Source organism: Dietzia sp. Die43, assembly GCF_024519835.1.
Classification (GTDB): Bacteria; Actinomycetota; Actinomycetes; order Mycobacteriales; family Mycobacteriaceae; genus Dietzia; species Dietzia kunjamensis.
In genome coordinates this window covers 1-14,649 of sequence record NZ_JALJRF010000021.1, presented here as the reverse complement: position 1 = coordinate 14,649, position 14,649 = coordinate 1, and the positions used below count along the sequence as shown (strand labels likewise).

The 14,649-nt window shown below is 70.1% G+C and carries 15 protein-coding genes; 8 read left to right on the top strand and 7 right to left on the bottom strand.

Features of this window, described 5'->3' with window-relative positions:
• Positions 1-143: 143 nt before the first annotated feature.
• On the top strand, positions 144-626 hold the full coding sequence (locus tag NR111_RS16050; protein ID WP_206473872.1) for a hypothetical protein: 483 nt from the start codon (positions 144-146) through the stop codon (positions 624-626).
• A gap of 109 nt (positions 627-735) precedes the next feature.
• Here NR111_RS16050 and NR111_RS16045 read toward each other — a convergent pair whose 3' ends face one another.
• The 5 genes from NR111_RS16045 to NR111_RS16025 all read right to left on the bottom strand — a co-directional run bounded on the left by NR111_RS16045 (position 736) and on the right by NR111_RS16025 (position 5,885).
• Positions 736-1,662 carry an alpha/beta fold hydrolase gene (locus tag NR111_RS16045; RefSeq protein ID WP_067715471.1) on the bottom strand — a complete coding sequence of 309 codons (927 nt, stop codon included), beginning with the start codon at positions 1,660-1,662 and terminating at the stop codon, positions 736-738.
• 101 nt (positions 1,663-1,763) lie between these two features.
• On the bottom strand, positions 1,764-2,267 hold the full coding sequence (locus tag NR111_RS16040) for a hypothetical protein (RefSeq protein ID WP_256821383.1): 504 nt from the start codon (positions 2,265-2,267) through the stop codon (positions 1,764-1,766).
• A complete protein-coding gene (locus NR111_RS16035; RefSeq protein ID WP_256821382.1) occupies positions 2,254-3,504 on the bottom strand; it encodes an AI-2E family transporter in 1,251 nt (416 codons plus the stop codon). The genes NR111_RS16040 and NR111_RS16035 overlap by 14 nt, the downstream gene beginning before the upstream one ends.
• A 41-nt stretch (positions 3,505-3,545) precedes the next feature.
• On the bottom strand, positions 3,546-4,652 hold the full coding sequence (locus tag NR111_RS16030; protein ID WP_256821381.1) for a hypothetical protein: 1,107 nt from the start codon (positions 4,650-4,652) through the stop codon (positions 3,546-3,548).
• 105 nt (positions 4,653-4,757) lie between these two features.
• On the bottom strand, positions 4,758-5,885 hold the full coding sequence (locus NR111_RS16025; protein WP_241261318.1) for a phosphotransferase family protein: 1,128 nt from the start codon (positions 5,883-5,885) through the stop codon (positions 4,758-4,760).
• A gap of 158 nt (positions 5,886-6,043) precedes the next feature.
• Between NR111_RS16025 and NR111_RS16020 the strand changes: the two genes are divergently transcribed.
• From NR111_RS16020 to NR111_RS16000, 5 genes are all read left to right on the top strand, one after another.
• The gene (locus tag NR111_RS16020) at positions 6,044-6,682 is read left to right on the top strand and encodes a TetR/AcrR family transcriptional regulator (RefSeq protein WP_120286513.1); all 639 of its coding nucleotides are present in this window, start codon (positions 6,044-6,046) and stop codon (positions 6,680-6,682) included.
• Between the two features lie 167 nt (positions 6,683-6,849).
• Positions 6,850-9,114, top strand: a complete 2,265-nt coding sequence (locus tag NR111_RS16015; protein WP_256821378.1) for a catalase — start codon at positions 6,850-6,852, stop codon at positions 9,112-9,114.
• Between the two features lie 88 nt (positions 9,115-9,202).
• Entirely contained in the window at positions 9,203-9,763 is a 561-nt protein-coding gene (locus tag NR111_RS16010; RefSeq protein WP_067715481.1) for a polyketide cyclase, read from the top strand.
• Positions 9,750-10,637, top strand: a complete 888-nt coding sequence (locus NR111_RS16005; protein WP_067715485.1) for an alpha/beta fold hydrolase — start codon at positions 9,750-9,752, stop codon at positions 10,635-10,637. Before NR111_RS16010 ends, NR111_RS16005 begins: the two co-directional genes overlap by 14 nt.
• Positions 10,638-10,687: 50 nt before the next feature.
• Positions 10,688-10,927 carry a zinc-ribbon domain-containing protein gene (locus tag NR111_RS16000; protein WP_067715487.1) on the top strand — a complete coding sequence of 80 codons (240 nt, stop codon included), beginning with the start codon at positions 10,688-10,690 and terminating at the stop codon, positions 10,925-10,927.
• A gap of 9 nt (positions 10,928-10,936) precedes the next feature.
• Here NR111_RS16000 and NR111_RS15995 read toward each other — a convergent pair whose 3' ends face one another.
• A complete protein-coding gene (locus NR111_RS15995; protein ID WP_163375190.1) occupies positions 10,937-12,391 on the bottom strand; it encodes an MFS transporter in 1,455 nt (484 codons plus the stop codon).
• Between the two features lie 172 nt (positions 12,392-12,563).
• Between NR111_RS15995 and NR111_RS15990 the strand changes: the two genes are divergently transcribed.
• Complete coding sequence (locus tag NR111_RS15990) at positions 12,564-13,091, top strand: hypothetical protein (protein WP_067715492.1); 528 nt, start codon at positions 12,564-12,566, stop codon at positions 13,089-13,091.
• 218 nt (positions 13,092-13,309) lie between these two features.
• Positions 13,310-13,576 carry a hypothetical protein gene (locus tag NR111_RS15985; RefSeq protein ID WP_067715495.1) on the top strand — a complete coding sequence of 89 codons (267 nt, stop codon included), beginning with the start codon at positions 13,310-13,312 and terminating at the stop codon, positions 13,574-13,576.
• A 42-nt stretch (positions 13,577-13,618) separates the two neighbouring features.
• Here NR111_RS15985 and NR111_RS15980 read toward each other — a convergent pair whose 3' ends face one another.
• On the bottom strand, positions 13,619-14,647 hold the full coding sequence (locus NR111_RS15980; RefSeq protein WP_256821374.1) for a cell wall metabolism sensor histidine kinase WalK: 1,029 nt from the start codon (positions 14,645-14,647) through the stop codon (positions 13,619-13,621).
• Between the last annotated feature and the right edge of the window lie 2 nt (positions 14,648-14,649).

The following is a 14,649-nucleotide window of genomic DNA, read 5'->3' as shown; positions in this document are numbered from 1 at the left end:
CCCGCTGCGTAAGTGGGCAGACCACCCGCCCGCGCCGACCGTACTGTGATGCGGATCACAGCCAGTCCGTGGGGGTGGCCGTTACGGTTACCGCCGTATCGCCGGGGAGATCCCCCGGATCCCGATGGAAAGGTGTGACCCCCATGAAGAAGACCATCGCCGTGATCGGTTCCGCTGCCGCCCTGTCCTTCGCCGGTGCTGGCCTCGCCGCCGCCGAGGAGGCCACCGACCCGACGCAGGGCGCCGACGCCACCCAGACGGAGACCGACGACACGACCGGGGGCGAGCTCGACGAGGTCGAGACCCCCGCCGAGGTCTCCGACATCGCCGCGCAGCTGTGCGGCACCATCTCCGCCTACGACTTCCTCGGCTCCGCCGAGGGCGTGGTGCCCGGCCTGAGCGGCGAGGCGTGCGAGGCCAACGCCACCGCCGCCGTCGCGGCCGCGTTCTCCGGCGACATCTCCGGCGCCATCGACATCCTCCGCGGCATCGACGCCGAGATCCCGGGCGATGACGACGAGACCGCGGACGCCGGCTCGGCCGAGCTCCTCGGCTCGCTGGCCGGCGGTGACGCCGAGGGCGACGCGCCCGCCGACGACACCGAGCTGCCCGCGTTCGGCTCCTGATAGCGACTCGCGCGGCGGCGGCGACCAGCCGCTGACCGCGTGGTCATCCGACTCGGCCCCGGCCCCCTCGACGGAGCCGGGGCCGAGTCCTGTCTGCCCGCCCGGGCCGTCAGCTGCGGGGCTCCGGCGGCTGGGGCTCCGGCGGATGGGCCCCCGCCGCCACGAGGTCTCCCAGCGTCTCGGGGTCGATGTGCCCCGGCTGCGTCTCGGTCATGAACTCCACGATGATCCGCTCGACGGCCGCCGGGTCCTCGACATGCGGGTAGTGGCCGGTCCGCTCGACGATCGCCAGGCGACTACCGGGGATCGCCTCGTGGGTGGCGTGCCCGTGGGACATGGGGATGATCGGGTCGCGGTCGCCCCAGATCAACTGGAACGGCAACTGCCCGGCCAGGTGCAGCCGGTTGGCCGCCGACACCGCCTGCCCCTTGTTGTCCACGACCGCGCGCAGCGTCTTGAAGAACGTCCTGCGGTGACCGGGCCTACTGAGTGAGTCGTACGACATCCAGGACTCGGTGATCGCGTCGGCCCGGATGCCCAGGCCGGAGAAGAAGCGCCCCACCGAGTTCCCGGCGTTCACGAATACCGAGGCCGCGCCGATCGTCAGCAGGAGTTCGGCGCCGGGGACGGCCAGCATCCGGAGGATCCAGTTGACCTCCTTGCCCAGGCCGCCGCTGCCGATGAGGACGATCCGCTCGCAGTACTCGGGGTACTGGTAGACGAACTGCATGGCGACGCCGCCGCCGAGCGATTGCCCGATGACCGTGCATCGCTTGATGCCCTTGACCACCAGCAGGTCGCGCAGGGCGGAGGCCATCGCGCCGAGCGAGTAGTCGTCGAAGTCGAGTGAACTCTCCCCGTGACCGGGCAGGTCCGGGGCGATGACGTGGAAGTGGGCGTCCAGGCGCGGGATGAGTTCGCGCCAGGTGGTCGAGCTGCCGGCCATGCCGTGGATGAGCAGGATCGTCGGCTTGCCCTCGCCGGCACCCGCCTCGCGGTAGGCCAGCTCTCGTCCGTGAAGTGTCGCGGTCTGCATAGTGATTCCCCCTCGGGGACGGCCTCCCGCGCCGTATCTCGTCGCAGGGAGCACCTACCGTCATTGTGCGCCCCGCGGGGACGTTCACGCAGTTCCCCGTGTCACATCTGGGCCGAAAACTTCCGGATCAGCCGCCGGTGACGATGCCGGAACAGCGCACCGACCACCATCCGCACCACCGGTCCCGGCAGCACCGTCCGGGGTTCGGCCCGCAGGGTGTCGGTCACCCGGGTCGAGCCGTCGGGCAGGGCGTCGAGCTCCCGGCGGTGCTCCCACACGCGGCACGACCCCAGGCTCGAGCGCTCCTGGAAGTAGCGCGGCGCCTCCATCCCGGTGATCACCAGGTCGTCGAACTCGACCGGGACGATCCCCGCCAGCAGGATCCACGCCCGCCCCGCCGGGCGACCGAGCGGGAGGTCCGCGATCGACGCCCCCCGCAGCGACCTGGGGAACCGCATCGTCAGCAACGGGCCGAACTCGTCCGCGACGCCCTCGGCCGTGACGACCCGCGCCCACACCTGGTCCCGGGGCGCGGGCACGACGCTCGAGCGCACGACCACCACGCCGGGGGTCCGAGCAGCGGCCCGCCCGTCACCGCGGCGCATGGCCGCCGGTCCTCGCGGCCGGTTCGGCGGGAACGGTCTCGCCGTCGTGGTCGTGGAGGCGCACCTCGTCGTCGTCGCCGGTGGGGTGAGCAGCGCTGTCGGGCCCGGACACCTCGTCGCGCCCGGGCACCAGGCCCGGCCCGAGGTTCTCGACGTCGCCGTCGGCGCCGCCCCGGGCCGCGAGGTGGCGCACGACGGTGTTGGCCATCGCCGTGACCGGCACCGCGAACAGCGCGCCCACGACACCGAACAGGTACGTCCCGGCCGTGACCACGAGGATCACCGCCAGCGGGTGCAGCGCCACGGCGTGGCCCATCAGCAGTGGCTGGAGCACGTGCGACTCGACCTGGTGGACGACCACGACGATCGCCAGCATCGCGACCGCGATCGCCGGCCCCCGCTCGACCAGCGCCAGGACCGTGGGGATCACCCCGGCGACGAGGGTGCCGACGATGGGCACGAACGACGCGAGGAACACCACCACGACGATGGGGATCACGAACGGCACGCGCAGCAGCAGCGCGCCCAGGCCGACCCCGGCGGCGTTGATCGCGGCCACGGTGAGCTGCGTGCGGGTGTAGGCGCCGAGGCTGCCCCAGCCACGGCGGAACGCGGTGTCGACGTGCTCGCGGCTCGCCCGCGGCAGCCACCGGACGAAGAACTCCCAGAGTTTCTCGCCGTGGTAGAGGAAGAAGAACAGCGACACCAGGCAGATGAGCACGCCCGCCACGGCGTCCACGGCCGTGTGTCCGAACTGGACCGCGCCGGCCGCGACCGCCTCGGAGTTCGACTCGATCCAGGTGCGGGCCTGGGCGACGGCCTCCTGCAGTCGGTCCGCGGTGAGGTGCAGCGGGCCGTCCTCGAGCCACCGCAGGGCGGCGTCGGTGCCCGACGAGATCTGGTCGCGCATCCGGGGTACGCCGGTCGCGAGCTGGGTGGTGACCGCCGCGAGCGCGGCGAGGATGACCGTGAGGACCCCGACGACGACGACGAGGGCCGCGGCCGCCCGCGGGACCCGCTCCGGGATGCGGTCCACCATCGGGCGGAGCATGGCCGCGAGCAGGACCGCGATCGCCAGGGGCGCGATGATCACCGACAGCCGACCGACCGCCTGCCCGACGAGCCACCCGCCGCCCGCGATGAGCAGCAGGCACGCCGACCAGCCCGCCGCCAGCACGACCGGGTACGGCAGGTGCGCACGGTCGAAGGGAGCGGCGGTCGGCGAGCCCTGGGTCATGACCTCGATGTTAAAGCCTTTTCAAGACTTCTCAGGTCACATCACGGGGCGAGGTCGGTCCAGCCCACGAAGCCACTCGGATCGTGGCGGCCCAGCACGCCGTGTTCGAACATGCCCCAGCCCTCCGCGCCGTCACACGTGGCCCGGGCGATGTGATCGATGGTCTGGTACGGCATGAACGCCTGCACGTCGGGATCCGCGAGGTCGTAGGCCGTGGACAGGCTCCAGCCGCGCCCCTTCCACTGGCCGTGCTGCCAGTCCGGGTCGCCCACGTATCCGGATCCCATGCTCAGTGGGATGTAGCCGAGGGTCTCCACCCCCACCACCACCGGTTCGCCGGTGGGCGTGGTGAGGTGGATCCGCGCGGTCTCGGGGTGCCGGGTACCGCTGCGGTAGTCGATCTCCACGCGCGGCCAGCCCAGCTGCTCGACCCGGCCGTCCTTCCACGTGCGGGTGGCGTGGCTCAGGGTGCGGTGACCGTCCGGGCTCTCCTGCATGATGATCATCAGCGCGTAGTCGTCGAACCGCAGCGGGACGTACGTCCACCAGTGGCCCTCACGCGGCTCGTCGGCCGAGCGACCCTTGGGCTCCGGGTCGCCGCTGGGACGAATGCCCCAGGAGCGGTCGCGGCTGCCCATCCACACGTCGGGATCCACGGTGAAGTCGGTGCCCTCGGCGGTGAGCGTGCCGAACCAGCTGCCCACCTGGGCGAAGCGTGTCGCATCGAGGATCGGCCGGGGCCCGTCGAGCAGCATGTGCCGCTCCTCGAGGACCGCCTCGAACGAGCCGTGCCAGGTGAGGTCGAACGAGAGGTCCTCGTGCTCGCAGAGCAGGCGGACGGTCCGCAGCGGCTCGATCACCTCGACCCGGTACCCGCCCACGACCGAGTCGAGGGACCGCTCGTCGCTGGCGTCGGAGAAGCGGACCGAGCGTTGCCGGTCGCCCTGTCGGACGGTGGCGAAGGCGTCGATCACGCCGAGATTGGGGTACACCCCGAGGCCGGTGACGAGGTAGACGTCCCCGGTCCGGTCGTGGGCGTTGAAGTAGTAGCGGTCGTAGAAGTTGCGGTCACTCGTGGCGACCTGCGCCATCGAGAGCGGGGACTGGTGGACCGGGTACTCGTCGAGGGGCGCGGGCTTGATCGTCATGGACTCTCCTGGGAGTGCTCTGGGGCGGTGGTGCGGGGCGGTGGTGCGGGTCGGTGCAGGGGGCGGTGCTGCACGACGGTCGAGTGGGGCGGTTCGTACCGGGTGTCAGTCGGCGATCATCCGCGCGAGCATGGCGTGGTGCAGGACGTACTCGTCCGGGTTCTCGTGCGCCTCGACCTCGCCGAAGTGGACGCGGCGGCGCTCGATCTGCGACATCACGATGCCGTGGCGCAGGGCGGCGTAGGTGCGGAAGAACTCCAGCTCGCGAACCGGTGACCCGGTGAGCTCCTCGTATCGGGCGACCACGGCGCCGTGGGGGAACAGGTCGGGCAGGCCGGGGAAGTCCCACTGCTCGGCGATCTCCTGGAACATGTCGTGGAAGAACAGGAACCAGCCCAGGTCGAGCTCCGGCGGGGCGAGGGTGGCCGACTCCCAGTCGAGCACGGCGGCGGGTTCGACCCCGTCGAACATGATGTTGCCGATCCTCGCGTCGCCCCAGCAGAGCACGTCCGGCGACAGCTCGGTGGGCCAGTTCTCCTCGATCCAGTCGAACGCCCGCTCCAGGACCGGGATCCGGAGACCGTCCTCCCGGCGGGTCCACTCGTAGTAGGCGCGCTCGTTCTCCACGTGGGCCCGGAGACTGTCGACGCCGGCGGCCGGCGCGGCGTCCCCGAGCGCGGTCCGTGGGTCCGGGATGCCGTGAACCCGGGCCAGCACCTCCACGCTCACGTCGCGCACCCGCGCCCGCCCGGTCTCGTCCAGCTCCTCCACCACCCAGCCGCCGAACACGTACGGCGGGTTGTCGACGGGGACCCGGCCGGAGACACGGTCCATCACCAGGAAGGGCACGCCCAGGATCTCGGGCGAGTCCTCGACCCAGCGGACGTCGGGCACCGGCAGGTCGGCCCGCTCGCGGACGGCGCGCATCACGGCAGCCTGCCCGGCCAGGTCGTAGTCGGGGAACACCGGGAACGAGGAGGCCTCCGGCGCGAGTCGGGCCACCACCTCCGCGCGCTCGTCGCGCCCGTCCGCGGTCCACTCGGCGTCGAGCAGGACGGAGATGCTCGACATGCCCGAGCTCTCGGGGCGCCGGATCGACGTCAGGCGGACCGGTCCCGTGCTGCCCACCCGCTCGGCCAGCCACGTCTCCAGTCGGGCCCGGACCTCGTCGAGGTCGGTGGTCGAGGTGATGATGTCGGTCTTGACGTCGTCCGCCGTCACGTCCTGGCTCATGTCCGTCGTTCCTTCTTCCGGTGACACGCCCTTCATCCAGGCGGTGAGCTAGATCACACCACGAACGTAGACTTGCGTCTAGGTTTTCCACCGACCGATATCGTGGACCCGGACGCACTGCGAGCCGCCGGGCCGCTGATGAGGGGACGAGACGACAGATGCAGACGTGGCCGCCGATCGACACCGAACCGCCGCCCGACTCCTCCCGGCGCGCGCACAACAAGCACGCGGTCCGCACGAGCCTGCTGCAGGCCGCCCGTCAGCTCTTCGCCGAACGCGGGGTCGCCGAGACCACGGCGGAGGAGATCGCCGAGGCGGCCGGCGTCTCCCGCGCGACGTTCTTCAACTACTTCCAGAACAAGCACGGCATCGTCATCGCCCTCCACGACGCCCACGTGGCCACTCTCGGACTGCTGGTCGACGACCTGCTGTCCGAGCCGCTGACCACCGCGGGTCGGCTCGATCGGTTGTTCGCGGACGTCGCCGCCACCGCCGCCACCGCGCCGGTCTACTTCGCGTCGCTGACCGGCGAGCTCGAGCGCGAACTCGCCGTCCCCGCCGTCAGCGCCGCCCGCACCGAGAAGCTGACGTCCACCCTGGTGCGACTGTTGACCCCGGGAGTGGCCGCCGGGGAGGTGCGCGAGGACCTGCCGCTGCGCTTCCTCGCCCAGATGGTCGGCTCCACCTACATCTCGGTGATCCGCTACTGGCGTGAGTCGCCGGACTACGACATCACGCTCAACAGTGCCCGGGCGTCGCACTTCCTGACCGGCGCCCTCGCCCCGGGGAAGGGCTGACCGGACGGTCATCGATTCACCACGGTCTACGGCCCCGGAGGCGCGAAGTTCACGTCGGTCCGGGTGGTCGCGCGACAGGTTGCAGACCTTCGCCAGTGGAGCAGAATCGCCTGCACGGCTGGAAAAGCCAGTGCACCCAGAACGATTCTCATCCCGAAGGAGTGCCGATGCCCGACAAGAAGTCCGACTCCAAGTCCGCCGCCCGATCCGCGGCCGAGAAGCTCGTCGACAAGGCCGAACAGTTCGCCGACGACCTGGCCGGCAGCGCCGACGTCGTCCCCGGCACCCCGGGGTCGCGACCGCCGACCGTCGCGGAGCCCACCGAGCCGACCAGCCCGCTGCCGCCGAAGGCCGACCAGAAGGGCGCGACCCCGTACGGCCCGACCGGCGCGGAGCCGCCCGGCTCGGTCACCGCCCGCGAGGAGGTCATGCGTCAGCAGGGCCAGTTCCTCACCACCGCCCAGGGCGGGCGCCTGTCCGACACCGACCACTCGCTCAAGGCCGGTCGTCGCGGCCCGGTCCTGCTCCAGGACCACCACCTGCGCGAGAAGATCATGCACTTCGACCACGAGCGCATCCCGGAGCGCGCGGTCCACGCCCGCGGTGCCGGTGCACACGGGACGTTCGTGGCCAACGGCGCCGCAGCGAGCGTCTGCAAGGCCGGGGTCTTTGCCGAGGGCAAGGAGACCGAGGTCTTCGTCCGCTTCTCCACCGTGCTCGGCAACCGCGGATCCGCCGACACCGTCCGCGACACCCGCGGGTTCGCGACCAAGTTCTACACCGACGAGGGCACCTGGGACCTGGTCGGCAACAACATCCCGGTGTTCTTCATCCAGGACGCCATCAAGTTCCCCGACGTCGTCCACGCCGCCAAGCCGCACCCGGACCGCGAGATCCCGCAGGCCCAGAGTGCGCACGACACCTTCTGGGACTTCGTCTCCCTGCACACCGAGGCGCAGGCCCACACCATGTGGAACATGTCCGACCGCGGCATCCCGCGCTCGCTCCGGATGATGGAGGGCTTCGGTGTCCACACGTTCCGGATGATCAACGACGCCGGCGAGACGAGCCTGGTGAAGTTCCACTGGAAGCCACACCTCGGCGTCCACTCGCAGGTGTGGGAGGAAGCCCAGATCACCGCCGGCATGGACCCGGACTTCCACCGGCGCGACCTGGCCGACGCGATCGAGGCCGGTGCGTTCCCGAGCTGGGACCTTGGCATCCAGGTCTTCCCGGACACGGTCGACGAGAACGGTGTCAGCGAGATGTTCCACGGCATCGACCTGCTGGACCCGACCAAGTTCGTGCCCGAGGAGTTGGCACCCGTGCAGGTGATCGGCACCATGACGCTCAACGCCAACGTCAAGAACTTCTTCGCGGAGACCGAGCAGGTGGCGTTCCACCCGGGCCACCTGGTGCCGGGCATCGACGTCACCAACGACCCGCTCCTGCAGGGCCGACTGTTCTCGTACCTGGACACCCAGCTCACGCGTCTGGGCGGGCCGAACTTCGGCCAGATCCCCATCAACCGCCCCCACGCCCCTGTCAACGACATGCTCCGCGACGGCTTCCACCAGTCCGCCGACCACGTGGGCGTGGCGCCGTACCAGCCCAACAGCCTCGACGGTGGGTGCCCGTTCATGGCGGGCACCACCGACGGTGCGCTGGTGGAGGTGGCGCAGCAGATCGCCGACGCGCAGGTCGTCCGCGACGCCCCGGCGACGTTCGACGATCACTACTCGCAGGCGACGCTGTTCTACACCAGCCTCACCGAGGTGGAGAAGGCGCACGTCGCCGAGGCGTACACCTTCGAGCTGGGCAAGTGCTACGAGGAGGCCATCAAGATCCGGCAGGTCGAGCAGCTCGCGCACATCGACCATGACCTGGCCGTCACCGTCGCGTCGGGGCTGGGGCTGCCTGCTCCCGCGAAGGTGCCCGTGGCCGAGGTCGTCACCAGCCCGGCCCTGTCCCAGATCGGCAAGGAGTGGCCGTCCGACGGGCGCCAGATCGGCATCCTCGTCACGGAGAACTCCGACGTCGTCGCGGTCAAGGAACTCGAGCAGGCCGTGTTCGACGACGACATGGTCCCGCTCGTGATCGGCCCGGTCGGCGGCCGGCTGGGCGAGGGCGAGCCCGACGCGACGGTCGCGATCTCGCGGACCTATCAGACGCAGCGGTCCATCGAGTTCGATGCCCTCGTCGTCGTCGACCTCCCCGCCCACCCGCGGACCGACGTGCTCATCAGCGAGATGTACCGGCACAAGAAGGCCATCGCCACCCTGGCGCCCATCGACCGGTACGTCGACTTCGGACTGACCTCGGACACGCCGGGCGTGGTCGCCGTGGACGCGGCGGCCGGCGTGCTGCCCGCGCTCAAGCCGCTGCTGGCCACCCACCGGGCGTGGGAGCGGCCCGACCCGGCCCGCATCTGACACAGGGCACGGAGCAGTAGACGGACACCGTGGGTCGGGGATCGCGAGAGGTCCCCGACCCACGGCGTGCGCGGGTAGCGTCTCGGCCATGAGCCCCCACCCCGACCCCCGTGAGGCCGCCGATTGCGAGAGTCCTGCCGGCCTCCGCCTCGAGGCACGGCGGGTGATCACGGCTCCGGCAGACCGCGTGTTCGCCGTACTGTGCGATCCCGACGGCCACGTGGCGATCGACTCCTCGGGGATGCTCCAGGCGGCCGAAGGATCGGTGGTCACCGCCGAGGGCGACCGGTTCGTCGTCCACATGGACCGCGAGTCCCTCGGTGACTACGACATGGGCGAGTACGACGTCACGGTGATCATCACCCGGTTCGAGCCGGACGCCGAGATCGCCTGGACCATCGACGGGGCCATCACCCCGCCGATCGGGCATACCTACGGCTACCACCTGATCCCGCTGGGCGAGGGCGATAACGGCGATGGCGACGGCGCCGAGGGGGCGCGTACCGAGGTCGTCAGCTATTACGACTGGTCCGACGCGCACCCGAAGTGGCGCGACTCGGGAGTACTGCCGGTGCTGGACGCATCGGCGCTCAAGGCGACGCTCGGAATCCTCGACCGGGCGGTCAGGAGGGGATATGTCCGCGGCTGATCCGAATGCCCACCGGCCGGACCTGTGGTTCTCCCGCGACGGCATGGAGCTGCGCGCGGTGGACTCCGGGCCCGCCGACGGCGAGGCGATCGTCCTGCTCCACGGGTTCCCGCAACGCACCTCCAGCTGGGACCTCGTGTCTCCGCTCCTGCACGCGGCCGGGTACCGCACCCTGGCGCTGGACCAGCGCGGGTACTGCGAGTCCGCCCGCCCCCGTGGTCGACGCGCGTACCGGCTGTCGGAACTGGTGGGGGACGTCCTCGCCCTGCTCGACGCCGCCTGCCTGCCCGACGCCCACGTGGTGGGTCACGACTGGGGCGCCGCAGTCGCGTGGGGTGTCGCCGGAGCGCACCCGGACCGCATCCGCAGCCTCACCGCCGTGTCGGTCCCCCACCCCGCCGCCTTCCTCAAGGCCATGGTCGCCTCCGACCAGCTACTGCGATCCTGGTACATCGGGCTCTTCCAGCTGCCGTTCCTGCCGGAGCGACTGCTCACCTCGGCCGGCCCGCTGCCCGAGAAGGCCCTGGCCGGGATGGGGATGACGCCCGAGATGATCGAGCGCTACCGGCGCGAGATGGTCGCCGCCGGCGCGATCCCCGGGGGACTCGGCTGGTACCGGGCCCTGCCCTTCGCCTCACCGTCCCGCTCGACCGCGCCGATCCGTGTGCCCACCACGTTCGTGTGGAGTGACCGCGACCCGGCCCTGGGCCGCGGGGGCGCCGAGCGGACCCGCCACCACGTGGACGCCGACTACCGGTTCGTCGAGATGAGCGGGGTCAGTCACTGGATCCCCGACGAGCGGCCGGCAGAGCTGGCCGATGCAATCGTCGCCCGCGCCCGGTCGACCGCGGACGGCTCGGGTCCCGGGGCCTGAACTCCACCGCACCGGGTGCGCGCGGCCCGGTGCGGTGTCACGCTGGGCCGATGTTCTTCATCTTCGGTTTCAAGAACTCGTCCCGGAACCTCGGGCTGGCCCGGGCCACGTGCCCGAACTGCGGCAACGTCGCCGCACAGCGGGTCGACCGTCGGAAGCGAGCGTTCTCCCTGTTCTTCATCCCCATCATCCCGCTGGGGTCGTCGTACACGGCCACGTGCACGGCGTGCGGCATCACCACCAAGATCGACCGGTCGCGGGTCGACGGGATCCTGTCCGGCGCGTACTGATCCGGCCGCTCAGCTCTCCCGCGCCGGCACCGCTGGGGCCGTGGCCTTGTCCTCCCACGGTGGCGGGATCGTGGCGGCGACCGCCGCGGCAAGGAGGGTCGCGCCGCAGCCGAACATCAGACCGACCCGGAATCCGGTCTCGGTGGGGACAAACAGCCCCTCGAAGTCCATGGACATCTGGGTGAGCAGCACGCCGAGCACCGCGGCAGAGGTCGTGGTGCCGATGGAGCGCATGAGCGTGTTGACGCTGTTGGCCGAGCCCATCTCGGAGGTGGGGACCGAGGCCATGATCAGCGCGGGCATCGCACCGTAGGCCAGCCCCACACCGCCGCTCACCACGATGCCGACGGTCATCACACCCCAGGTCGATCCCATGAGGAACAACCCGGACGCATAGCCGACCGCGACCACCAGCGCTCCCAGGATGAGCGTGGTCTTGGGGCCGCGGGTGCCGATGAGTCGCCCGCTGAGTGGGGAGACCGCCATCATCGCCAGTCCGCCGGGCGCGCTCCACAACCCCATGGCCACCATCGACTGGCCCAACCCGTGTCCGGTCTCGACCGGGAGCTGGAGAATCTGGGGCATGATCAGCAGCTGCGCATAGAGGCCCATGCCGATGGTCACCGAGGCGATGTTGGTCATCAGGACGGGGCGACGGGCGGCAACCCGCAGGTCCACGATCGGTGACGGGTGCCGGAGGACCCACAGTGCCCATCCGGGCAGCGAGACCGCGGTGAGCGCCAGCAAGCCGAGGGTCAACGGGGAGCTCCAGCCCCAGTCGGCGCCCTTGGACACCGCGAGCAGCAGCGAGATGAGGGCGATCGCGAGCCCCACTGCGCCGATGACGTCGAGCGTGCCGTCCGGTTTGGCGGCCGGCAGCGTCCGGAGACGCACCATCATCATCACGATGATCGCCACGCCCAGGGCCCCGGACCCCCAGAACATCCACTGCCACGAACCGTATTGCGCCAGGGCGGCCGCCGCCGGGAGCCCGAGCGCCCCTCCCACTCCGAGCGAGGAACTCATCAGACTGATCGCCGGTGCGAGTCGACGCGCCGGGAGGATCTCGCGCATCGTGGCGATGCCGATGGGGATCACACCGATTCCCACGCCCTGCAGGGCGCGCCCGATGAGCATCGGCCACAGTGAGGTGGCCAGTGCGCACAGCACCGAGCCGACGACCATGACCGCCGTGCAACCGATGAGCACGTACTTCTTCGGATAGAGGTCTCCCAGTCGTCCCATGAGCGGACCGGCCACCGCTCCGGCGAGCAGCGTGATGGTGACGACCCAGGAGGCGTTGACCGCGGAGGTGTTGAGAATCGCCGGCAGCATGCCCAGCAGCGGGATGACCAGCGTCTGACTGAGAGACATGACGATGCCGCCGAAGGCGAGGACCGCGATGAGACCGTTCTCATCCGACCGGACGGTGTCGGCGTCCCCACCGCGCGTTCGTGCCATCATCCCGTATCCTTCCGACCGAGGCTCGCTTCCGGAGCCTCTCGTCGGACATTACAGACAGGTGTCGAACGGGTTCTCGTTCCGGGCACGGCCACCGTGTTCGACATGGCGGTCCGACGTGGCGGAATCCTCGCCCACTATTGTCTGCCGCTGTCCGCAGTGCGACGATGAGCGGGTGGACACCACCGGCTCGACCCGGCGGATCACCCGCCGGCCCACCGTCTCCGTGGGGGCGTTCCTCGCCGCCACGGCCGTCGCACTGACCGCCGCCGTCACGGCCCCGGCCACCGCGAACGCCCAGGACTCCTCCGAGGCCATCCCGCGACTGTTCCCCGCTCCCGACCGCGTGATCGCCGTGGGCGGCTCACCCACGGGGCTGTGCGCGGGCGCGATCTCCACCACGCTCGACGGCGACGGGTACCCGGACACGGCGTCCGTCGCCTGGGCCTTCGCCATCGCCGGGGTGGGTCCGTGCAACCTCACCGCCACCCTCTCGTGGCGCAACCTCGACACCGGGGCCACCGGGGAGAAGATCGCGCAGGTCCCGTTCCCGCGGATCTCGACGGGCATCCCCGATCCGATCTCCCACCCCTACGAGGCGCAGATCTCCACCGGCCCGGGCCGGGTCGAATACCGACTCACCACCACCGGCGGGGCCGTCGCCGGGCCGATCGTCGTGGAGACGGTCGCCTACGACGGCTGACGACGCCGGGGGCGCGCAGCACCCGGACCGGGCAGCCGCTCCGGGCCAGCATCGTGTCGGTTGCCAAACCGGTTCCAGTAGGGGACGTGAGCATCCCCGGATGTGCTCTCACCAGCGGAATTAGAAGTGCCGCTAATTATCGTTATGTAAAGTAGTACTTGTTGGGAGCGTCCACTACTACTTGACGACATACTCAGCGCAGGCGAATACTCGGGACTATGGAGACCTCTCGCCTGGTCGAGCTCATTGATGCTCACAAGCACACCTACGGCGTCAGTGAGGCCGAGCTGGCCCGCCGAATCGGGATCACCCGCCAGAATCTGTACTTGTGGCGCACCCGCGGTCTGCGCGGCCTGCCGGCCCGAGCGACTCTCGATGGCATGGCTACCGAACTGCATCTTCCGTATGTCCGGGTTCTCGAGGCGGCCTTGCGCGATGTCGGCTACCTCGACGCCACCGACGGATTCTCAGGCGTACTGGCATGACCGCCCCTGACCCCCTCGGCCCGGCGGCCACCTGAGTCGTCTTTAGTCCGGCTTTGGAATTTCGACAGTAAAGCTCGCACCTTGGCCGGACCCGTCGCTGTGCGCTCGAATGTGCCCTCCGTGGGCTTCGACGAGTGCGCGAGTGATGGTCAGGCCGATACCGCTGCCGCCGCTGTGGCGGCCGCGTGAGGTGTCGGCTCGGTAGAAGCGGTCAAAGAGGTGGTCGAGGTAGTGTGGGGCGATTCCTTCGCCGGAGTCCGACACGGTGATCTCGACGTGGCGGCGCCCTACCTGCCCGCTGATGACGGTGACGGTGCCGCCGGCGGGGGTGTGGCGAAGTGCGTTGTCCAGGAGATTGCCCAGCACTTGTCCGATGCGGTCGGTGTCCACCGTCACCGGTGCGTCGTCGACGTGGGTGTGTAGCTGGACTCCCTTGTTCTCGTATCGTTCTCGGACGGCGTCGACCGCACGGGTGACCAGCGTCCGAGTAGTGGTCGGACTGGGGCGAAGGCGGGTGAGGTGTTCTTCCGCGCGGGAGACGTCGACGATGTCCGCGGCGAGTCTCTCCAGCCGCCGAGTAGCCGACCACAGAATGGTTCGGACGTCGTCGTCGAAGGTGTGGATGCCGTCGTCGATGGCTTCGAGGTAGGAGTCGAGTGTGGCAAGGGGTGTGCGCATTTCGTGTCCGAGGTCGGCCAGCATTCTGCGTCTGGTGGTCTCGGTGGCGTCGAGCCGTCGGGCGAGTTCGTTGACACTGTCGGCGAGATCGTCGAACTCGCGGCCCAGGCCTGGGCTAACGACCCGCGTGTCGTAGCGTCCACTGGCGATCTCGGCAGTCGAGGAGGTCACGGCGGTGACGGAGTGTTGAACTCTCCGGGTGAGATACCAACTCACCAGCAGCGCCAGTAACACTGCGATGGTCACCGCCAACCCCCACGCCACGATGATGGACGCCGTGAATGCTTCCTCGACGTGGGCTGCCTCCGCCGAATTATGATCGATGCCGGCCTGGCCCAGGTGAGGTTCCCCCGGATCCGTAGAGGGATCAGCTATAAGGGGAAGCGATGCCAGAG